The following is a 20,843-nucleotide window of genomic DNA, read 5'->3' as shown; positions in this document are numbered from 1 at the left end:
CGGAGCGACCCTTGGATCCCGGGGACGACCCGCTCACCGAATTCGCCGCCGATCTCCGGCGTTTGCGCGAGAGTGCCGGGAATCCGACCTACCGCGAGCTCGGCCGGCGCGCGCACTACTCGGCCGGGACGCTTTCGGAGGCCGCCGGCGGGCGGAAACTCCCCAGCCTGGCCGTGACGTTGGCCTACGTCCGGGCCTGTGGCGGGGTTCCCGGCGAATGGGAAGAGCGCTGGCACGCCGCCGCCGACGACTCACGCGGGGATGGTGCCGATTCACCACCCGAGCCGGAAACCGGGGAAAAGCCGCCCTATGTCGGTCTGGGCGCATTCGGCCCCACGGACGCGAGCCGATTCTTCGGCCGGGAACGGCTGGTCGAAAAGCTCGTCGGCCGGCTTTCGAGACAGCGTTTTCTCGCCGTCCTCGGCGCGTCCGGTTCGGGAAAGTCCTCGTTGCTGCGCGCCGGCCTGCTGCCGTCGGTGAAGGACCCGGTCATCCTGCTCACCCCGGGCGCCCGGCCGCTGCAGGAATGCGCCGTGAAGTTCGCCGCCGCGCTCGGCCTGGCGCCCGGCGCGCTGCTCGACGACTTCGCCGCGCACCCGCGCAACCTGGGGCTCGCGGCCCGGCAGCTGGCTGACATCGACGACACCGACGTCGTCGTGGTCGTCGACCAGTTCGAAGAGGTCTTCACCCTCTGCCAGGACGACCAGGAACGCGCGCGCTTCCTCGGCGCGCTCGTCAGCGCGACCACCGAGCCCGGCAGCCGGACCCGGGTCGTCCTCGGCATCCGCACCGACTTCTACACCCACTGCGCGCGGCACGCGGACCTCGCCGAAGCCATGCAGGACGCGCAGGTCCTCGTCGGCCCGATGACCACCGAGGAGCTCCGGCAGGCGATCTCACGGCCCGCCGTCGACGCCGGCTACCGCGTCGAAAACGCCCTGGTCTCGCGGCTCGTCGCGGACGCCACCGGCCAGCCCGGCGTGCTCCCGCTGCTCTCGCACGCGCTGCTGGAGACGTGGCGGCGGCGCCGCGGCACCACGCTCACGCTGGCTGGGTACGAGTCCACCGGCGGCATCGAGCGGTCGGTCGCGCAGACGTCGGAAGGCACCTTCGCGACGCTCTCGGCGCGTCAGCAGCGGCTGGCGCGGCAGATCTTCCTCCGGATGACCGCGCTCGGCGAAGGCACCGAAGACACCAAGCGCCGGATCAGCCGCGCCGAGCTCGACACCGACGACGAGGACACCGCCGTCGTGCTCGGCGAGCTCGCCGCCGCGCGGCTGGTCACCCTCGACGACACCGGCATCGAGATCGCGCACGAGGCCCTCATCCGCGGCTGGCCCCGGCTGCGCGAGTGGCTCACCGAGGACCGCGAAGGCCTGCGCGTGCACCGGCAGCTCACCGAGGCGACCGACGCCTGGGAGTCCGTCGACGAGGATCCCGGCTGGCTCTACCGCGGCACCCGGCTGGCCATCGCGCGGGAGTGGGCCGCGCGCCAGGACACGGCGCTTTCCCAGCGGGAACGGCGGTTCCTCGACGCCAGCCTCGCCGTCGAGCACGCCGACCAGGAGCGCGAGCGCCGTCGCACGCGGCGGCTGCGGCAGCTCGTCGCGCTGCTCGCCGCGCTGCTGGTGTTCGCTTTCGCGGCCACGGTGTACGCCGTGCGCGCCGAGAACACGGCCACCGACCAGCGCAACAGCGCGCTCGCCCAGAAGGTCGCCGGCCAGGCGCTGGCCATGCGCGCCACCAACCCCGCGCTGGCCGCGCAGCTCGCGCTGGCCGCGTACCGGCTCGACCCGAGCGCGGACGCGCGCAGCAGCGTGCTCGGCATGTTCGCGACGCCGTACTCGACCCGCGTCACCGGGCACACCGGCCGGGTCAACACCGTCGCCCTCCGGCCCGACGGGCAGGTTCTCGCCACGGCCAGCTGGGATGGCACGGCGCGCCTGTGGGACGTCCACGACCCGCACCACCCGGTGCCGCTCGGCGTCCTCGCCGGGCACACCGGCAACGTCAACAACGTCGCCTTCAGCGCCGACGGCCGGACCGTCGCCACCGCGGGCTTCGACGGCACCGCCCGGGTTTGGGACGTCAGTGACCCGGCGCGGCCGGGGCCCGGAGTGGTCGTCGAGCAGCACGAGGGCAAGGCGTACGCGGTCGCCTTCAGCCCGGTGGGGCCGCTGCTGGCGACCGGCGACGTCACCGGCACGCTCCGGCTGTACGACACGACCGACCCGGCCCACCCGCGACCGGCGGGCGAGCTGACCGGGCACACGTCGTACGTCAACAACCTCGCCTTCAGCCCGGACGGCCGGCTGCTCGCCTCCGCGTCGGCCGACAAGACCGCGCGCGTCTGGGACGTCGCCTCGCGGAGTCCACTGGGGGTCGCGACCGGGCACACCGACGTCGTCCACTCGGTCGCCTTCAGCCCCGACGGGCGCACCCTCGCCACGGCGAGCGCCGACGAGACCGCGCGCCTCTGGGACGTCACCGACCCTGCGATGCTTCGGCAGCTGTCTTCGCTCGGCGCGCACAAGGCGATCGTGCGGTCGGTCGCGTTCAGCCCCGACGGGCACACGCTGGCCACGACCGGGTTCGACCGCACCGCGCGGCTGTGGGACGTCGCGGACCCGCGGCAGCCGCGCGAGCTGTCGTCGCTGCCCGGGCACACCGGCGCGATCGGCTCCGCGGTGTTCACCCGCGACGGCCGCACCCTCGCCACGGCCAGCGACGACCAGACCGCCCGGCTCTGGGACCTGCCCGGCCCGGCGTTCCCCGCGCACACGGCGCAGGCGTGCCACGCCGCGTTCGGCCGCGGCGTGCTCGCCACCGGCGGCTACGACGAGGCGGTGCGGCTGCACGACCTCACCGACCCGGGCGCGCCCAGGACCGTCGCCACCGTCGGCGGCTTCGGCAACGCGGTCTGCGGCGTCGCGGTCAGCCCGGACGGCCGGACGCTGGCCACCGGCAGCTGGGACCACACGATGTCGCTGCGGGACATCACCGACCCCGCCCACCCCGGGCCGCCGGTGGTGTTCGCCCGGCCGCACGACGACATCGACGCGGTCGCGTTCAGCCCCGGCGGCAAGGTGCTCGCCACCGCGGGCGACGGGCACACGGCCCGGCTCTGGGACCTCGCCGACCCCCGGCACCCGGTGGAGATCGCGAAGCTGGAAGGCCACGAGGACGACGTCCACACGCTCGCCTTCAGCCCCGACGGCCGGACGCTGGCGACCGCGGGCTGGGACCACACCGCGCGGCTGTGGGACGTCTCGGCGCCCCGGAGCCCGCGGCCGCTCTCGAAGCTCGAAGGGCACACCGACACGATCTTCTCGGTCGCGTTCAGCCCGGACGGCCGGACGCTGGCGACCGCCGGCGCCGACCGGATGATCCGCCTGTGGGACGTCGGCGACCCCGCCGCCGCGCACGTGTCGGCGGTCCTCGCCGGGCACGCCGACATCGTCATGTCGGTGTCCTTCAGCGGCGACGGCCGCGTGCTGGCCTCCGGCAGCTACGACCGCACGGTCCGGCTGTGGGACGTCGCCCGCCACGAGCCGGCCGCGGTGCTGCCCGAGGAAGGCGACCGCGTCTACGCCGTGCAGTACGCCCCGGACGGCCATACGCTGGCCGGAACGGTCGCGGACGGCACGGTCCGGTTCTCGGAGACCGACCCCGACCGCGCGGCGGCGAGGATCTGCGCGGTCGCGGCACCCCGGATCACCGAGGTCGAGTGGTCGGCGAGCCTGCCGGGCATCGACTACACCCCGCCCTGCCCCTGACCGGGTTGTTCGGCGTTGTTGTTCGGTGCCGGCGCGCGGACACCGAACAACGATTGTCCACTAGACATGCCCTCGGACGAGATTCGTCTTTCGTCCACGAGACGTTTCTTTCACCGGGGGTCTGAAGGGCTCCTTCAAGGGCACGGGAACCCCGCCGCCGTCCCTCGAAGGGGCCCTTCAGCGTGTCCGGGCCCGGGGCCGACGTCATGAACGACTCGTTCACCGCGTCCGGCGAGATGAAAGAGTCGTTCATGCCATCCGGCCGGCCGACGTACCCAGGTACGCGAGCCGACCGCTCAGGTCAGGCCGCCGGGATCCAGTCGGGGTTCGAGGCCAGCACGATCAGCTGCTGCGTCGCCCGGGTCAGCGCCACGTACAGCACCCGCCGCCCGGTCGTCGACTCCGTGATCAGGTCGTTGGGCTCCACGAGCACCACCGCGTCGTACTCCAGGCCCTTCGAATCCAGGCTGCCGACGACCTTCAGCCGCTCGTCCGCCTGTCCCGACACCCAGCCCGAGACCTCCGGCACCCGGTCCATCGCCGTGATGACGCCGACTGTGCCCTCGACCGCGCCCAGCAGTTCCTTCACCGCCGCCTGTGTCGCCGCCGCCAGGCCCGCCGCCTCCACCGGGCGGACCTCCGGCTCGACGCCCGTCTTGCGCACGGCCACCGGCAGCTCGCCCGACTCCGCGTGCCCGGCCACCACCTTCGCCGCCAGGTCGAAGATCTCGGCCGAGTTCCGGTAGTTCGTCCGCAGCGTGAACCGCCGCCGCGCGGTCTTGACCCCGAACGCCTGGTCGCGCGCCTGGGCGGCCTCCGCCGGGTCCGGCCACGAGCTCTGCACCGGGTCGCCGACGACCGTCCAGCTCGCGTACTTCCCGCGCCGGCCGACCATCCGCCACTGCATCGGCGACAGGTCCTGCGACTCGTCGACGACCACGTGCGAGTACTCGTCGTAGTGCTCGGGCCGGGTCGGGGCGCCGCCGGACCGCTGCGGCTCCACCTCGATCAGCTGACGGCGCTTGCGCTTCGGCGGCGGCCCGATCAGCACGCGCAGCTCGTCGAGCAGCGCGACGTCCGCGATCGACCAGCCCCGCGACCGGTCCGCGAGATCCCTGGCCAGCAGCGAGATCTCCTGCCGGTTCAGGACGCCCTTGGCCACCGACGCCAGCCGCTTCTCCTCGCCCAGCCACTTCAGGATCTGCGCCGGGTACAGCACCGGCCACCAGACGACCAGGAAGCGGTGGAAGTCGATCCGCTCGCCCAGATCGGTGATCAGGTCCGCCCGTTCGAACGGCTTGCCATCGGCCTTCGCGTACTCCTCGGCCTTCGCCGCGAGCGTGTCCAGCAGCATCTCGGCCGCCCGGATCCGCGACCGGTTCGGCGGCGCGCCCTGCGTGTGGGCCCTGCGGCGCACCTTCTCGAGCTCCCGCGCGTTCAGCCGGAGGACCTCGCCGCGGTAGACGATCCGCATCTCCTCGGGCGCCTCCGGCGGGGTGTCCCGCAGCGCCCGCAGGAGGATCTTCCGCATCCGCAGCGACCCCTTGATCGCGGCCAGCGGCGCCGCGTCCTGCCGCGTCGCCTCCAGGCCGTCGAGGACCTCGCCGAGCGCGCGCAGCTCCACGTTCGTCTCCCCCATCGAGGGGAGGACGCGCGAGATGTAGCTGGTGAACACTCCGGACGGCCCGATCACGAGCACGCCGGCCCCGCCGAGCTGACGGCGGTAGCGGTACAGCAGGTAGGCCGCGCGGTGCAGGGCGACCGCGGTCTTGCCGGTGCCCGGGCCGCCGGTGATCTCGGTGACGCCGCGCCACGGCGCCCGGATCACCTCGTCCTGCTCCTTCTGGATGGTCGCGACGATGTCGCGCATCTTCTCGCCACGCGAACGTCCCAGCGCGGCCATCAGCGCGCCTTCGCCGACGATCTGCATGTCCTCGGGCACGGCGTCGGCGATCAGCACGTCGTCGTCGACGTCGAGGACGTTCTGGCCGGAGCAGCGGATCACGCGCCGCCGCACGACGTCCATCGGCTCCTCGGCGGTGGCCTGGTAGAACGCGGCCGCGGCCGGCGCGCGCCAGTCCGTGACGAGGTTGTCGAACTCGGCGTCGCGGATGCCGAGCCGGCCGACGTAGGTGCGTTCCCCTTCGCGGTCGTCGAGCCGGCCGAAAACGAGCCCCTCGTACTCGGCGTCGAGCGTCTGGAGCGTCTGGTTCGCGTGGTAGACCATCATGTCGCGCTCGAACAGCATCGACGCCTGCTCGAAGATCGCCTCGCGCTGCGCGCCTTTGCCGATCTCGTAGCCCTTGGTGCGCATCGCCTCGGCTTGGACACGCAGTTCGTCCAGACGGGTGTACACGCGATCGACGTGGGCTTGTTCGATGGCGATCTCGGCCCGTCTGACCCGAGGTTCCGACACGCATGGCTCCTTGACAGCTCTGGATCGCCTCCGAGGGCGAAGAACGACTCTACGCGTTGGGTCCGGCGGGTACACCCGTGTCCCGGTCATCCGCGCCGCGCGCCGCCCCCGCACAATCGGGGGGTGACCAGGATCGTGGCCGGGACGGCGGGCGGGCGGCGGCTGAAGGTGCCGCCGAAGGGCACCCGGCCGACGTCGGAGCGCGTGCGGGAGGCCCTGTTCAACGCCCTGGAGACGGCGGGCGAGCTGGACGGCGCGCACGTCCTCGACCTCTACGCGGGCTCCGGCGCCCTCGGCCTCGAAGCGCTCTCCCGCGGCGCGGCGGACGCGCTTTTCGTGGAGGCCGACCGGCGCGCCGTGGACGTCCTGCGCGGCAACGTCGCGGCGCTGGGCCTGGGCGGCACGGTCCGGGCCGGGCAGGTCGAGGCGGTGGTCGCGGCGCCCGCGCCCCGGCCGTACGACCTGGTGCTGGCCGACCCGCCCTACGCCGTGGACGCGGCCGCGCTCGGCAAGGTGCTGGCTTCGCTGGCGGCAGGCGGCTGGCTGGGGGAGAGCGCGCTGGTCGTGGTCGAACGCGCGGCCCGCGACGGCGAGCCGGACTGGCCGGCGGGCTTCGAGCCCTCGCGCGCGAAGAAGTACGGCGACACGGCGGTCTTCTGGGCGGACTACCGCACTTCGTGACGTGGGCCACGCCCGGCGGAGCGGGCGCCGCGACCTGCGGCACGGTAGCGTCCGCGCCATGCGGCGTGCGGTCTGTCCCGGTTCCTACGATCCGGCCACCAACGGGCACCTCGACATCATCGAGCGGGCGAGCGGGCTGTTCGACGAAGTCGTCGTCGCGGTGGGGGTGAACAAGAGCAAGAAGGGCCTCTTCGAGATCGAGGAGCGCCTGGAGATGCTGCGCGAGATCACCGCGAAGCTGCCCAACATCCGCGTCGACGCTTGGGAAGGCCTGCTCGTCGACTACTGCCGCGAGCACGACATCGCGGCGATCGCCAAGGGCCTGCGCTCGGTCAGCGACTTCGACTACGAGCTGCAGATGGCGCAGATGAACCGCGAGCTGACCGGCGTCGAGACGCTGCTGATGGCGAACAACCCGGCGTACGGGTTCGTGTCCAGCTCGCTCGTCAAGGAGGTCGCGGCGCTCGGCGGCGACATCGAGCACCTGGTCCCCGCGGTGGTCTACGAGCGCCTCTCGGAGAAGTTCCCGAAGCTCGGCGCCTGATCATCCACAAGAGACTGCTCGCAACGCGGGACGTCCGGTTCCCGTCGTTCGGCCCCCTACGTTCGTCGGGACTTCCCTCGCGCACGGCCGGAGTTCACGCTCTCGTCTTCTGACGATCATCCGATCGGGTTACGGTCCGAAAATGACCAACTACCGATCACACCTGGTCGCGGTCTTGTTCGCGCTCCTGGCCACCCTGTCCATGGGGGTCACCGCCGCCGAAGCGGTGACAGCAGCACCGGCATCACCGGCCGTCGCCGCCCAGAACGCGTGCGGGAACCTCTCCGGGTTCTCCCACACGACGCTCCCGGCCCTGCCCGCCGAGGCGACGACGACGTACAACCTGATCCGGAAGGGCGGCCCCTTCCCGTACCCGCAGAACGACGGCGTCGTCTTCGACAACCGGGAAGGCATCCTCCCGTCCTGCGCGTCGGGCTACTACCACGAGTACACGGTGCCGACACCCGGCTCGAGCAACCGCGGCACGCGCCGCATCGTGACCGGCTCGGGCGGCGAGTACTTCTACACCGGCGACCACTACGCCACCTTCAAGGTCATCGACATCAGCGGCGGCGGCACGACGCACGCCTGCGGTGACCTGACGGGCCTGACGAAGGTCGGCTACTCCCAGCTTTCCGCGGCCGCTCGCACGGTGGTCGACAACGTCCGCGGCGGGGCGACCAGCAGCACGACGTACGAGAACCGCGAGGGCGTGCTCCCGGCCTGCGCATCCGGCTACTACAAGCTCTTCACCGTCGGCACGAACGACCGCGTGATCTCCGGCAAGGCGGGCGAGCTGGCCTACACGCCCGACCACTACGTCACCTTCAAGCGGATCGACCTGAATTCCTGATCCGTGCAACGCGCCGCGCCTCCCCGTCCGTGAGGTACACCGGAACGAGGACGAGGAGGCGCGATGCGCGCTGGGGACGACGCGGACTTCCGGGAGTTCGCCCGGGCGCGGGCGCTGGCGCTGAGGCGCACCGCGTACCTGCTGTGCGGCGACTGGTACCTGGCCGAGGACCTGGTCCAGAACGCCCTGGTCAAGCTCTACCGGGTGTGGCCGAAGATCACCCGCCGCGGGCCGGTCGACAACTACGCCCGGCAGGTTCTCCTGCGCTGCTGGCTCGACGAGCAGCGACGGCCGTGGCGGCACCGCGAACGCCGTGACGGCGTCGTGCCCGACCAGCCCTCTCCCGCACCGGAGACCGGGATCTCCGCCCCGCTCCTGCGCGCCCTCGCCGAAGTTCCGCCGAAGCAGCGCGCCGCCGTGGTGCTCCGCTACTGCGCCGACCTCCCGGCCGCGGACGTCGCGGAAGTGCTGCGCTGCTCGGAAGGAACCGTCCGGAGCCAGGCCGCGCGCGGGCTCGAGACCCTCCGGGGCGTCCTCGAGCACAGCGCGGAGAGGAGCGCGTGATGACCGACCTCGAGACCCGCCTGCGGGAAGTCCACCTCGATGAGCCACCGCTCGGCTTCGACCCCGACGAGGTCGCCGACCGGGCGGCGAAGCTGGCCCGCAAGCGCGCGGCCGGGTTCGCGGTCACCGTCGTCGCGTGCGCTGCCGTCGTGGCCGCGTTCCTCGCCGGTCCCGGACCCGCCCCGGCGCCTCCGGCGGGCGGGCCCTTGCTGCCGTCGCCCGCCGAGCAGGCCCGGATCCGCCAGGCGCTCACCGACGCCGTGACGCGGGTGTTGCCCGGGCTGCGGCACCTGAGCGTGGGGACCTCGCCCGCCGACTCCGTCGAACCGGCGCAGATGAGCGTGTCGGCCGAGTTCGTCGACGCGACCGGACAGCCGGGCAACTTCCAGCTGACCGTGCGCGGCCCGGCGGCCGGTGCGTCGGTCGTGCCGCCCGACCGGCTCTGCTCCGGATCCCGCCCGGAAGCGCACTGCACCGGGGTTCCCCAGCCCGGCGGCGCCGTGCTGGTGATCTCCGAGCTGGCGTACCAGGGCGGAAGCGGGGTCACGGTGAAGCAGGACTTCAACGGGTTCCTCTACCGGCCCGACGGCTCGACGGTGAGCGTCATCGAGGGCATCGGGTATTCGATGACCCGGGAGCAGCTCACGAAGGTGATCACCGATCCGGCCTTCGAGCTGCCGTAGGGGGAGCCGGCACCGGGCGTGGCCGAGGGGGACACGCCCGGTGCCGGTGGCGTTCACCGGTTCCGCGGGGAAAACGGGCAGACTGATCTCAGCGACAGGGGATTGGAGTTGCCGTGTACCGGGTTTTCGAGGCGCTCGACGAGCTCGTCACCATCGTCGAGGAGGCGCGCGGCGTCCCGATGACGTCCAGCTGCGTGGTGCCCCGCGGCGACGTTCTCGAACTCCTCGACGACGTCCGCGACGCACTGCCGGCGGAGGTCGACGACGCCCAGGACGTGCTCGACAAGCGCGACGACCTGATCCACGCCGCCCGCAAGGAGGCGGGGGAGACGGTCGCCGGCGCGAACGCCGAGGCCGAGCAGGCGATCGCCGAGGCGACCGACGAAGCCGAGCGCATCATGGCCGACGCGCGCGCCCGCGCCGAGCAGATGCTCGCCGACGCGCACGACCAGGCCGACCGCACGGTCGCGGCGGGCCAGGCCGAGTACCAGAACCTCACCGACCGCTCCCGCGGCGAGTCCGAGCGCATGATCCAGGCCGGCCGCGACGCCTACGACCGCGCCATCGAGGACGGCCGCGCCGAGCAGGGCCGTCTCGTGGCGCAGACCGAGGTCGTCCAGGCGGCGCACGCGGAGTCGGCGCGCATCGTCGACGAGGCCCACGCGGAGGCCGACCGCCAGCGCGGCGACTGCGACGCGTACGTGGACGGGAAGCTGGCGGAGTTCTCGGAGCTGCTGGCGACGACGCTGCGGACCGTCGACTCGGGCCGCAACCACCTGCGCTCCCCGGCGAACCTGCCGAACTCGGGCGGCCGCCCGACGCTGTACGACTATCAGGTGTGACGCGAATCTCGCTCCCTCCGGCCGTCGTGGTCGCGACCTGCGCCGGGTGCTCGGGTGCCGGACGTCATGAACGACTCGTTCAGTGCGTCCGGCGTCATGAACGAGTCGTTCATGACGTTCGCTGCCGCCGGAAGCCGCGCTGGGTGCCGGCCGTCGTCGCAACCTGCGCCGGGTGCCAGCTCCAAAGGGGTGGCACCCGGTGCGTACCCTGGACTGGATGTCCGAGAACAAGACCCCCCAGCTCGACGACCGAAGCCCGTGGGTGATCGACACCCGTGAGCTCGGCCGTCACGCCGGCCTCAGCCGCGCCGTCCAGCGCAGCGTGCCGGTGGAGACGCCGCTCGGCGTCCCCGATGTCATCACCATCGACGCCGGCTCCGAACTCAAGCTCGATCTGCTGCTCGAGTCCGTCGTCGAAGGCGTGCTCGTCAGCGGCACCGCGAAGGCCACCGCGAAGGGCGCCTGCGCGCGGTGCCTCGACCCGGTGACCGAGGAGGTCGAGGTCGAGGTCCAGGAGCTGTTCGCCTACCCGGGTTCGGCCACCGAGGAGACGACCGACGAGGACGAGATCCCCCGGTTGATCGACGACCGGATCGACCTCGAGCCCATCGTGCGCGACGCCGTCGTGCTCGCCCTTCCGCTGGCGCCGCTGTGCACCGAGGACTGCGCCGGGCTCTGCATCGACTGCGGCGTCAAGTGGGCCGATCTCGAGCCCGGACACGGGCATGAGAAGATAGACCCTCGGTGGGCCGCACTGGTCGAGCGCTTCGACGAGAATGCGGGCGAAAAGCCTGCGCAGGACCCCGCTGAGCAAGAGCAAGCCTGACGAGCGTCCAGCTCGTCGGTGAGGAAAGTTCGCTCGCACCGCGAGCAGACCGTCTTAAGGAGATCTACTCGTGGCCGTCCCGAAGCGGAAGATGTCGCGATCCAACACGCGCGCCCGCCGCAGCCAGTGGAAGGCGGCTCCGGTTCAGCTGGTGCCCTGCTCCAACCGCGCCTGCAAGCAGCCGAAGCTCCAGCACATCGCGTGCCCGTCGTGCGGCCAGCACAACGGTCGCCAGGTCGTCGAGCCCGCCTGATCGGGTAGCCGACATGGGGGGCAAGACGCCCGGGGGACCACCCGCCGATCCGGCGCCGTTGCTCGAAGCGCTCGGGGTCACACTCGACCCCGAGCTGCTCCGGCTGTCGCTGACCCACCGTTCGTACGCGTACGAAAACGGGGGCCTGCCGCCGAACGAGCGGCTGGAGTTCCTCGGTGACGCGGTCCTCGGCCTGGTCGTCACCGATCACCTGTACAACACGCACCCGGACCTGCCCGAAGGTCAGCTCGCGAAGCTCCGCGCCAGCGTCGTCAACATGCACGCGCTGGCGCGGGTCGCCCGCGCGCTCGGCGACGGCGGGCTCGGGGCGCACCTGTTGCTGGGCAAGGGCGAAGAGCTCACCGGCGGCCGGGACAAGGCGAGCATCCTCGCCGACGGCCTGGAAGCGGTCATCGGTGCCGTGTACTTGGCGCACGGCATCGAGATCGCCCGCAAGCTCGTGCACCACCTCTTCGACGGCCTGCTCGCCGAAGCTCCGCTGCGCGGCGCCGGGCTGGACTGGAAGACGAGCCTGCAGGAGCTGACCGCGTCGGCCGGACTCGGCGTGCCCGAGTACCGCGTCGAGGACACGGGTCCGGACCACCGCAAGGAGTTCACGGCCACCGTCCTCGTCGCCGGCCGCCCGCTGGGCAACGGCAACGGGTCGACGAAGAAGGAAGCCGAGCAGAAGGCCGCCGAGACGGCCTGGCGCTCGCTGTCGGCCGAGCTCGAAGCCGAGAAGCAGGACGACGAACCGGAGTCCTGAGCACCGGGACCTCCGTTGGACGCTTCCGCCGGCTTCTCAGTAGCGCGATGATCATCCGCCGCGCTCGTATTCACTGAGAGGCTCGGCGGAATGCGTCTGTTCTGCCCGGTGCCTTTCGAGAAGTGTCGTACCTCCCGGGCACAATGAACGCATGCCCGAACTCCCCGAGGTCGAAGTCGTCCGCCTGGGCCTGCAGGTGCACGTCGCGGGCCGGACCATCCGCGAGGCGGAGGTCCTGCACCCGCGCGCCATCCGCCGGCACGCGCTGGGCGCGGAGGACTTCACGAAGCGGCTGATCGGCAGCCGCGTCGAGGCGGCGCGGCGCCGCGGCAAGTACCTGTGGCTGGAGCTGTCCGACAAGGAAGCGCTGCTGGCCCACCTGGGGATGAGCGGGCAGATGCTCGTCCAGTCCGAGGGCGCGCCGGACGAGAAGCACCTGCGGGTGCGGCTGCGCTTCGACGACGACGGCCCGGAGCTGCGCTTCGTCGACCAGCGGACGTTCGGCGGCCTCGCGCTCGACGACCTCAACGAGGTGCTGCTCCCGGACACGATCGCGCACATCGCACGCGACCCGATGGACCCGGCGTTCGACCTCGACGCGGCGGTGCGCGCGCTGCGGTCGCGGCGCACCGAGGTCAAGCGGGCGCTGCTGGACCAGACGCTGGTTTCGGGCATCGGCAACATCTACGCGGACGAGGCGTTGTGGCGCGCTCGCCTGCACTGGTCCAGGCCGACCGAAAAGCTGACCCTGGCGAAGGGTCGCGAGCTGCTGTCCGCGGCGTCGGACGTGATGAACGCGGCGCTGGGCGCGGGCGGGACTTCGTTCGACGCGCTGTACGTGAACGTCAACGGGCAGTCGGGGTACTTCGACCGGTCGCTGGACGCGTACGGCCAGGAAGGGCTGCCGTGCCACCGGTGCGGCACGGCGATCCGGCGGGAGCCGTTCATGAACCGGTCGTCGTTCTCCTGCCCCCGTTGCCAGCCGAGGCCGAGGGTGAACTCGCGTTGATAAATGGTGTTTGCCTTTCAGCTAGGATGAATGTGCCTGGTAGCTGAGGGAGTGCAACGTGGTCAACGAGCCCGGAAAGTCGACGCTGGCCGACAAGATCGACCGGCTGTTCCACGTGGTCCGCAGGCCCGATCGGGAGCCGTACAGCAACGAAGAGGTCGCGAAGGCCTGTCGTGAAGCAACGGGCGAGAGCTTCTCGACGACGTACCTGTGGCAGCTGCGCACGGGCCGCCGCAACAACCCGACGAAGCGTCACCTCGAAGCACTGGCCCAGTTCTTCGGAGTGCCTCCGGCATACTTCTTCGACGACGAGCAGAGCATCAAGATCGCGGAGGAGCTGGCCCTGCTGGGCGCCCTGCGCGACGCGGGGGTCCGGGACCTGGCCCTGCGCGCGGTGACGTTGTCGGCGGACGGCCTCGACACGATCAGCGACATGATCGACGCGATCGCCCGAAGGGAGGCCGGTCGCAGCGGACCGAAGAGGGAGGGCTGAGGTGACGGCGTTCGCGGGAGCGGCAACCGGGCCGGGCCCGGTTCCGGGCGCCGACCTGCCCATGGGTTCGAGCTACCGGCCGGGCGCTCTCGCGAGTCGTCGGCGCGCAGGCTTGGAAGCGCTCTCGAAATCCGCGTGGCCGATCTTGCCCCGACCGCGTATCCCCGCCGGGCCCGTCGCGTTGAACCGGCCGGAGCCGTGGGGTCGCGGCGGGAGGGTGGGCTGACGTGGCGCGGACATCGTGGCGCCGGCGACCGGGGCGGGCGCTGTGGAAGCGGGCTCGCGAGGTCGCCGATGCCGTCACCCTTCCGGAGCCCTTCGCTGCCGAGGCGTTCGTCGCGAGCCTGGCTGCCGGCCGCGGGCGCCCCATCGAGCTCATGCCCGTCAGCGCTCCCGAAGGCGCTCCCTGCGGGCTGCTCATGAGCACCGAACGCGCCGACTACATCCTCTACCCGACCACCACGACCGCCCTGCACCGGCAGCACATCCTGCTCCACGAGGTCGGCCACCTGCTCTGCGGTCACACCGGCCCCGACGGCGGCGCGGACGGTGTCGCGATCGACGCCGCCGCCGGGCGGCAGCTCATGCCGAACCTCTCGCCCGAGCTGGTCCGGCGCGTGCTCGGCCGCACCACCTACACCGAGGTCGAGGAACGCGAAGCCGAGCTCGTCGCGAGCCTGCTCGCGCAGCGCGTCGTCCGGCACGGAGAGCCGCGTGAGCTCGCAGCCGACGCCCCGGACGGTCTGCGGCGCTTCGACTCCCTCTTCGGCGGCCGGTCCCGCCGCCGGACGCCGTGATCGAGACCCTGGCCTACCACCTGTGCCTGGTCGGGTTCGCCGGGTTCGGGTACAAGCTCGTCGAGGCGCGCCGCAGCCAGCCGGTGCGCACCATGTGGCTCCTCGCCGGGTTCGGCATCTGCATCGCCACCGGCATCGTCGTGCTGACGCCCGCGATGGCCGCCCTCGCCGGCCCCGGCCCGGTGACCGAATGGGTCCTGAGCCTGGCCGGCGACGAGCTGAAGCTGGGCGCGATCGGTTTCGCCGTCGCGTTCACGCAGTCGGTGTGGCGCGGCGAAGGCGCCCGGCTCGCGCCGCACGCGCTGGTCACCGGCGCGACGATGGTGCTGCTCGCGGTGTGCTTCACGCTTTCCGGACCGCGGCGCGTCGGCGACGACACGGTCTTCTCGGGCGCCGGCCTGCCGTTCGCCCTGGCCGACAAGCTCGTCTTCCTGGTCTACAGCCTCGTCAGCCTCGGCCTGCTGATCGCGGTGTTCGCCCGCAGCGCGTGGCACGCGGAGCCCGGCCCGCTGCGCACCGGGCTGTGGCTGCTGGTGGTCGGCGTGGGCGCGGCGTTCGCGTGGACGTTCTGGGACATCGACGACGTCCGCCAGCTCGCCCAGACCGCGCGGATCGGCGCGCGCGAGGACCTGCCGTCGTCGGTGCTCGCCGCGACGACGATCGGTTTCGTGACGGCCGGCGCGACGCTCAGCGCGTGGTCGCCGGCGGTGTCGTCGGTGCTCGGCCGGGTGCGGGCGTACCGCGCCTACCGCCGCATCGAGCCACTGTGGACGGCGTTGCGCGCGGCGGTGCCGGGCATCGCGTTCGACCCGGGCCGCGAGCTGACGGGCGGCGCCGAGTTCGCGCTGTACCGCCGGGTGATCGAGATCCGCGACGGTCACCTCGCGCTCCGAGCCCACTTCGACCCGGACCTCCCGGCCCGCGCGGAGACGGCGGCCCGCCGGGCGGGAGTCCCGGAGGCGGAGGTGGCGCCGACGGTGGAGGCGGTGACCCTGGCCGCGGCGATCGAGGCGGGCCGGCAGGGGAGACGGTTCGAGCAGGCGCAGGGCGAGGCCGGGCAGCTCGCGGAGGCGGACGCGGACGTGGTGGCGGAAGCGGCCTGGCTGGTCCGGGTGAGCCGGGCCTGGCAGCGAGTCGTGAGTGAGAAACCGGGTTAGAACACTGTTTCCCACTCACGACGGGTAGCGAGCCCCGTTGACCGTCACCCTCAGCGTGTACAGCGAGCTCGAAGCGGTGATGAACAGCTCGTTCCCCCGCGCGCCGCCGAACGTGAAGTTCGAGCAGATCTCCGGCACCCGCAGCTTCCCGATCCGCGTCCCATCGGCCGCGAAGCAATGCAGCCCGTCGTGCGCCGCCGCCCAAACCTGGCCTTCGCTGTCCACCCGGACCCCGTCGAACGCGCCGTTGTCGCACGTCGCGAAAACCGACCCGCCGGTCAGCTCGCCTTCCCGGCCCACCCCGAACACCCGGATGTGGCTGGGCTTCTGCCGCGTGTCCGCGATGTACAGCAGCGACTCGTCGGCCGAAAACGCCAGCCCGTTCGGCCGGGAGAAGTCGTCCGCGACGATCTTCACTTCACCCGAAGGAGACACGCGGTACACGTGGCAAGCTCCGATCTCGCTCTCCGCCCGGTACCCCTCGTAGTCGCTGTCGATGCCGTAACTCGGGTCGGTGAACCAGATTGAGCCGTCCGAGTGCTCGACGACGTCGTTCGGGCTGTTGAACCGCTTGCCCTCGAACTCCGACGCCAGCACGGTGATCGAGCCGTCGTGCTCGGTGCGCGTCACGCGGCGGCGGCCCTGCTCGCAGCTGACCAGCCGGCCGGCGCGGTCGACCGTGTGCCCGTTCGAATAGTGAGCGGGCTGCCGGAACACGCCGACCTCGCCCGTCGTCTCGTCCCAGCGCAGCGTGCGGTCGTTCGGGATGTCGCTGAACACCAGGTAGCGCCCGGCCGGGAAGTACGCCGGCCCCTCGGTCCAGCGGCAGCCGGTGTGCAGGCGCTGCATCCACTCGTCGCCGTTGACGCGCGCGAAGCGCTCGTCGAGCACCTCGAAGTCCGTCTTGATCAGATCCATCAGTCGCTCCTAATGAGGTTCTGCGATAAGCATGGATTGCCGAACCTGATATGGTCAAGTCGTGGATGACGTGGATCGCAAGCTGCTCTCCGAACTGCAGCAAGACGCGACGCAGGCGTACGCCGCGCTCGGCAAAGCCGTCGGCCTGTCCGCGGGGGCGGCTCACGAGCGCGTCCGCAAGCTGCGCGAGCAGGGCGTGATCCGCCGGACCACCGTGGACGTCGACCCCGGGGCGGTCGGCCGCGGCGTCGCGGCGTTCGTCCTCGTCGAGGCCAACGCCTGGATGGGGGACGAGCCGGTGCGCGCGGCCCTCGAAGCCCTGCCCGAGGTGGTGGAGGCGCACGTCATCGCGGGGCCGGCGTCGCTGCTGGTCAAGGTGCGCACGCCGACGACCGAAGAGCTCCAGGCGTCGCTGCGCCGGCTGTTCGCGATCGACGGCGTCACCGGCACGCAGACCATCGTGATCCTCGAATCCTTCTTCGAACGCCCGGTGGACCCGACCGCCTGAAAGAGCCCGACACGCCCAACTGGCCCTCCGCCGTGCGCACTACTGTGCAATGCGTGGTACCTTTCCAAGCGTAAGACTGGAGGGTGCAGTGGAGATCAGTCAGCTGCTCAAAGGGGTGCTCGATCTGGCCGTGCTCGCGGTGCTCCGCGAGGAAGACGGCTACGGCTACGACGTCCTGCGAAGACTCAGGACCGCCGGCCTGAACGAGGTGGGGGACGCGTCGGTGTACGGGACGTTGCGCAGGCTCTACAAAGCCGGCCTGCTCACCTCGTACGTGGTGCCCAGCGAAGAGGGCCCGCACCGCAAGTACTACAGCCTGAACGAGCCGGGCCGGCTCCGCCTGGCGGAGTCGGGCAAGACCTGGCAGAGCTTCGCATCGACGATGAACGTGCTTTTGGGAGAGGCAGCATGAGCGAGAAGCCGACCGCCGTGCGGGTGTATCTGGCGCGGGTCCGCACCGCGCTCGCCGACCTGCCCGCGAGCGAGATCGAAGAGATCCTCGAAGACGTCCGCCCGCACCTGGCGGAGCTGGAGGCCGAGCTGGGGGAGGGTGCCCGCGTCGAGGCCCTGATCGAACGGCTCGGCACGCCCGAGAGCTACGCCGCCGAGCTGCGCGCGTCCGGCGGGTACCCGCCGGCAGCGGAGGGCTCGACGCAGGTACTGGCCACCAGGACCGCCCCGAGTGTCGTGAAACCGCGGGTCGCGTTCTGGGGCCTGGTGCTCTGCGCGGTGGCGCTCACGCTGATCGCGTTCGGTGCCGCCGTCAGCGTCGACCCCGACGTGCTGGTGGCCGTGCTGTTCTTCCTGCCGGTGTTCCTCGTCAGCCTGTTCCTGCTGCTGCGCGGCGGGATCGAGCCGGTGCTGGCGCTGCCGGAGGTGGCGTGGCTGCGGCAGACGCTGGCCAAGGGGCGCCGTCAGGAGGATTCCGGAAAGGCGCTGAACTACCTCGCTTCGCTGAAGCCGGCGTGGTGGATCGTGTGTGCCTTCGTGCTGGTCGCCTTCGGGCTGTTGCTCATGCTGCGCGCGCGCGACGCCGTGCTGCTGCTGCCGTTCCTGCTCGTCGCGGGCGGCGCGGCCGTGTGGGTGGGCCCGCGGCTGGGGCGCGACCGGCGGCTGCTGTGGGTGGCCGTGCCGATCTCGGCGTTCGTCATCGGCGGCATCCTGGGCGGGTTCGGTGCCGCGGTCGACCTGATCTCGAACCGGAACTCGTACTCGAGCTCGCCGTCGTACTACCCGTCGTCGTCCGACCGGTACGGCAACGACCAGCTGAGCTACGGCAACCACGAGATCGAGAACGTCTACGCGTTCGACGCCGAGGGCAAGCCGCTGACGGAGGTCTACCTCTACGACGAACAGGGCCGGCCGATCACGCTGACCCGCTACGGCTGCGAGCGGTCGAGCGGCAGCAAGGAGAAGATCGGCGAAGACAACCGGTTCCCGCGGCCGAAGATCGAGCAGGGCGTCACCGACGACCAGGGCAACTACAACGGCTACAACGGGTACCGCTCGGCCTGCCGCGAGAACGCGGGGGTGCCGTTCAGCGCGGCGATCCCGAAGGTGACGGTGCCGCCGTCCCCGTCGGGTACACCGTCGGCCACGACGACGCCCGCGCCCACGACGACGCCTGCGACGACCACGCCGCCGACGGCGACGCCGACCAGGTAGAAGCCATCAGGAGCGGAGGTCGGGGCCGCTCCTGACGCGACGAAGGCCGCCTCCGGACTCGATCCGGGGGCGGTCTTCGATCTTTCGCCGCTCGCGGTGTTCACCCGGTCCCAACGTGCGCGAAACGCGGGCGTGCTGAGCTGGACATGTGCCACTCACGGACCCTTTCGCCCCGCGCACCCGGGTCGTCCACGGGTACGAACGCGCCTACCGGATGGCCGGGCGCGGGCCGGCCCTGCTGTTCCTGCACGGCATCGGCGACGACTCGGCGACGTGGCTGGAGCTGCTGGCCTCGCTCTCGGCCGACCACACGGTGATCGCGCCCGACCTGCTCGGCCACGGTGCCTCGGCCAAGCCACGCGCGGACTACTCCGTCGCGGCCTACGCGTGCGGCATGCGCGACCTGCTGACCACTCTCGACGTCGACCGGGTCACCGTGGTCGGGCACTCGCTCGGCGGCGGTGTCGCGATGCAGTTCGCCTACCAGTTCCCGGAACGCTGCGAACGGCTCGTCCTGGTCGGCTCGGGCGGCGTCGGGGCGAGCGTGCACCCGCTGCTGCGGCTGGCCGCCGCGCCGGGCGCGGGGCTGGTGCTTCCGCTGCTGGGCACGCGGCCGGCGTTGACGGCGCTGCGCGGGCTCGCCGGGCTGCTGCGGGTGTCCGAAGGGCTGGGGCTGGGCCCGGACCTCGACTACGTGGTGACCCGTTACGTCCGGCTGCTCGAGCCGAGCACGCGTTCGGCGTTCCTGCGCACCCTGCGTTCGGTCGTCGACTGGCGCGGCCAGGTGGTCAACATGCTGGACCGCTGCTACCTGACCGAGGGGATCCCGACGCTGCTGGTGTGGGGGACGGACGACCGGGTCGTGCCGAGCGGCCACGCGCGGCGCGCGCACCAGGCGATGCCGGGCAGCAGGCTGGTGCTGTTCGAGGGCGCGGGCCACTTCCCGCACCGGTCCGACCCTCGCCGGTTCCTGGAGATCCTGCGGGAGTTCCTGGCGCAGACACCGCCGGCGCGGTACGACCGGGGCGGCTGGGGCGACCTGCTGCGCGCGGGCCGGCGGGCGGGGTCACCGGACCCGGCGGAGATCCCCGACGCACCGACGGTCTCCTCGGGCACCTGAGCAGCCCCCGTTTTCCACGCTACCGGCGGACACCGACAGTTCCGGCGCCTCCCGCGCGAGTTGTCCACAGCCGGGCAAGCGCCCCAATGTGGCCTTCGGTGCGTTGAACGCACCCAAGGGGCCCTTCGGTGCGTCTGATGCAACCAAGGCCACATTGGGGCGCTTGGCGCCGGACCCTGGACGCGGCGAAGGCCACCTCCCAGGGGAGATGGCCTTCGAGGTTTCCGCGCGTCAGTGGCCGAACGCGCTCCGGGCCGCGAGGTCCGCCAGCAACGCGCGGCCCTTCTCGGCGTTGCGGGGCTGGGACAGGACGTCATACCGCCGAGCCACCAGCTGGCTCTGGGAGATGAAGCCGCGCTTGTTGCGGTTGGCCGCGTAGCCGAGTGCGCCGAACAGCAGGTTGAACCCCAGACCGGCGACGAGGCCGATCACGATCGGGATCATCCCTGCGCCCGGGTTCAGCAGGCTGAGCACCAACCCGAGGAACAGACCGAACATCGCGCCGGACGTCGCCGCGCTGCCCAGCACCTTGCCCCAGGACATCTTGCCCGCGATGCGCTCGACGAGCATGGGCTCGACGCCCACGATCGTGACGTCGGTGACCGGGAACTCCGCGCCCGCGAGGTGGTCGACCGCGCGCTGCGCCTGCTCGTAGGACTCGTAGGAACCGATCGGCCAGCCGGTGGGCAGGGTGGGCAGCTGGGGTCGCGCCTGCTGCCGTCCGATCGTGCTCTGCTGCGTGAATGTGGTCATCGATCTCACCTCTCCTGCCCGTACAACGAAGGAGTACCCCGGATTCCTCCCTTCGCGCGGAATTCACAGGGACTTCTCAGCCGGGCAAACGGCGCATACCGGCGGTCGATCCAATGGCTCAAGAAAATACCTTTGTTCCGGTTGACCCGTCCGGCGTCACCGGGTAGGAAGAAGCCGCAAAGGATTCGCATCAAACCTTTGGGGCGGCTGATGGCACGC

The 20,843-nt window shown here is 71.6% G+C and carries 21 protein-coding genes; 18 read left to right on the top strand and 3 right to left on the bottom strand.

What is annotated here, in order from left to right:
• Positions 1 to 11: 11 nt before the first annotated feature.
• Positions 12 to 3,776, top strand: coding sequence for a hypothetical protein (locus AB0C38_RS41965; protein WP_360684550.1), 3,765 nt, complete (start codon positions 12 to 14; stop codon positions 3,774 to 3,776).
• Between the two features lie 301 nt (positions 3,777 to 4,077).
• Here the strand turns inward: AB0C38_RS41965 and AB0C38_RS41960 are convergent, their stop codons facing one another.
• On the bottom strand, positions 4,078 to 6,192 hold the full coding sequence (locus AB0C38_RS41960) for an ATP-binding domain-containing protein (protein ID WP_360684425.1): 2,115 nt from the start codon (positions 6,190 to 6,192) through the stop codon (positions 4,078 to 4,080).
• A 123-nt stretch (positions 6,193 to 6,315) separates the two neighbouring features.
• Between AB0C38_RS41960 and rsmD the strand changes: the two genes are divergently transcribed.
• From rsmD to AB0C38_RS41895, 13 genes are all read left to right on the top strand, one after another.
• A complete protein-coding gene (rsmD, locus tag AB0C38_RS41955; protein ID WP_360684422.1) occupies positions 6,316 to 6,873 on the top strand; it encodes a 16S rRNA (guanine(966)-N(2))-methyltransferase RsmD in 558 nt (185 codons plus the stop codon).
• Between the two features lie 58 nt (positions 6,874 to 6,931).
• The gene (gene coaD / locus AB0C38_RS41950; RefSeq protein ID WP_360684419.1) at positions 6,932 to 7,417 is read left to right on the top strand and encodes a pantetheine-phosphate adenylyltransferase; all 486 of its coding nucleotides are present in this window, start codon (positions 6,932 to 6,934) and stop codon (positions 7,415 to 7,417) included.
• A 142-nt stretch (positions 7,418 to 7,559) separates the two neighbouring features.
• Positions 7,560 to 8,270 (top strand): ribonuclease domain-containing protein, encoded by a 711-nt coding sequence (locus AB0C38_RS41945; protein ID WP_360684416.1) that lies wholly within the window; start codon positions 7,560 to 7,562, stop codon positions 8,268 to 8,270.
• 63 nt (positions 8,271 to 8,333) lie between these two features.
• Positions 8,334 to 8,834, top strand: a complete 501-nt coding sequence (locus tag AB0C38_RS41940; RefSeq protein ID WP_360684413.1) for a SigE family RNA polymerase sigma factor — start codon at positions 8,334 to 8,336, stop codon at positions 8,832 to 8,834.
• Entirely contained in the window at positions 8,834 to 9,517 is a 684-nt protein-coding gene (locus tag AB0C38_RS41935; RefSeq protein WP_360684410.1) for a hypothetical protein, read from the top strand. Before AB0C38_RS41940 ends, AB0C38_RS41935 begins: the two co-directional genes overlap by 1 nt.
• A gap of 113 nt (positions 9,518 to 9,630) precedes the next feature.
• Positions 9,631 to 10,359 (top strand): DivIVA domain-containing protein, encoded by a 729-nt coding sequence (locus AB0C38_RS41930; RefSeq protein WP_360684407.1) that lies wholly within the window; start codon positions 9,631 to 9,633, stop codon positions 10,357 to 10,359.
• A 217-nt stretch (positions 10,360 to 10,576) separates the two neighbouring features.
• Complete coding sequence (locus tag AB0C38_RS41925) at positions 10,577 to 11,185, top strand: YceD family protein (RefSeq protein WP_360684404.1); 609 nt, start codon at positions 10,577 to 10,579, stop codon at positions 11,183 to 11,185.
• A 70-nt stretch (positions 11,186 to 11,255) separates the two neighbouring features.
• The gene (gene rpmF / locus AB0C38_RS41920; protein ID WP_247062158.1) at positions 11,256 to 11,438 is read left to right on the top strand and encodes a 50S ribosomal protein L32; all 183 of its coding nucleotides are present in this window, start codon (positions 11,256 to 11,258) and stop codon (positions 11,436 to 11,438) included.
• 13 nt (positions 11,439 to 11,451) lie between these two features.
• Positions 11,452 to 12,204, top strand: coding sequence for a ribonuclease III (gene rnc / locus AB0C38_RS41915; RefSeq protein ID WP_360684400.1), 753 nt, complete (start codon positions 11,452 to 11,454; stop codon positions 12,202 to 12,204).
• A gap of 151 nt (positions 12,205 to 12,355) precedes the next feature.
• Positions 12,356 to 13,213 (top strand): bifunctional DNA-formamidopyrimidine glycosylase/DNA-(apurinic or apyrimidinic site) lyase, encoded by an 858-nt coding sequence (gene mutM, locus AB0C38_RS41910; protein ID WP_360684397.1) that lies wholly within the window; start codon positions 12,356 to 12,358, stop codon positions 13,211 to 13,213.
• Positions 13,214 to 13,271: 58 nt separating this feature from the next.
• A complete protein-coding gene (locus AB0C38_RS41905; protein ID WP_360684394.1) occupies positions 13,272 to 13,706 on the top strand; it encodes a helix-turn-helix domain-containing protein in 435 nt (144 codons plus the stop codon).
• A gap of 227 nt (positions 13,707 to 13,933) precedes the next feature.
• Positions 13,934 to 14,503: a hypothetical protein gene (locus AB0C38_RS41900; RefSeq protein ID WP_360684391.1), complete on the top strand. Its 570-nt coding sequence runs from the start codon at positions 13,934 to 13,936 to the stop codon at positions 14,501 to 14,503.
• Positions 14,500 to 15,660, top strand: coding sequence for an MAB_1171c family putative transporter (locus AB0C38_RS41895; RefSeq protein ID WP_360684389.1), 1,161 nt, complete (start codon positions 14,500 to 14,502; stop codon positions 15,658 to 15,660). The genes AB0C38_RS41900 and AB0C38_RS41895 overlap by 4 nt, the downstream gene beginning before the upstream one ends.
• Positions 15,661 to 15,675: 15 nt before the next feature.
• On the opposite strand, the gene AB0C38_RS41890 is transcribed toward AB0C38_RS41895, so the two are convergent.
• Entirely contained in the window at positions 15,676 to 16,578 is a 903-nt protein-coding gene (locus tag AB0C38_RS41890) for an SMP-30/gluconolactonase/LRE family protein (protein WP_360684386.1), read from the bottom strand.
• A gap of 61 nt (positions 16,579 to 16,639) precedes the next feature.
• On the opposite strand from AB0C38_RS41890, the gene AB0C38_RS41885 reads away from it, so the two are divergent.
• The 4 genes from AB0C38_RS41885 (at position 16,640) to AB0C38_RS41870 (ending at position 19,871) form a co-directional block, all read left to right on the top strand.
• Positions 16,640 to 17,086, top strand: coding sequence for an Lrp/AsnC family transcriptional regulator (locus tag AB0C38_RS41885; RefSeq protein WP_360684383.1), 447 nt, complete (start codon positions 16,640 to 16,642; stop codon positions 17,084 to 17,086).
• An 88-nt stretch (positions 17,087 to 17,174) separates the two neighbouring features.
• The gene (locus AB0C38_RS41880) at positions 17,175 to 17,498 is read left to right on the top strand and encodes a PadR family transcriptional regulator (protein WP_360684380.1); all 324 of its coding nucleotides are present in this window, start codon (positions 17,175 to 17,177) and stop codon (positions 17,496 to 17,498) included.
• Positions 17,495 to 18,751 carry a hypothetical protein gene (locus AB0C38_RS41875; RefSeq protein ID WP_360684377.1) on the top strand — a complete coding sequence of 419 codons (1,257 nt, stop codon included), beginning with the start codon at positions 17,495 to 17,497 and terminating at the stop codon, positions 18,749 to 18,751. The genes AB0C38_RS41880 and AB0C38_RS41875 overlap by 4 nt, the downstream gene beginning before the upstream one ends.
• Before the next feature lie 148 nt (positions 18,752 to 18,899).
• Complete coding sequence (locus tag AB0C38_RS41870) at positions 18,900 to 19,871, top strand: alpha/beta fold hydrolase (RefSeq protein WP_360684374.1); 972 nt, start codon at positions 18,900 to 18,902, stop codon at positions 19,869 to 19,871.
• Between the two features lie 231 nt (positions 19,872 to 20,102).
• Here the strand turns inward: AB0C38_RS41870 and AB0C38_RS41865 are convergent, their stop codons facing one another.
• The gene (locus AB0C38_RS41865) at positions 20,103 to 20,624 is read right to left on the bottom strand and encodes a general stress protein (RefSeq protein ID WP_360684372.1); all 522 of its coding nucleotides are present in this window, start codon (positions 20,622 to 20,624) and stop codon (positions 20,103 to 20,105) included.
• Between the last annotated feature and the right edge of the window lie 219 nt (positions 20,625 to 20,843).

Origin of the sequence: Amycolatopsis sp. NPDC048633 (assembly GCF_040650695.1) — a bacterium.
In the GTDB taxonomy this organism is placed as follows: Bacteria; Actinomycetota; Actinomycetes; order Mycobacteriales; family Pseudonocardiaceae; genus Amycolatopsis.
Note: the sequence above shows the minus strand (reverse complement) of the source record. Positions and strands in the feature narration are given on the sequence as shown.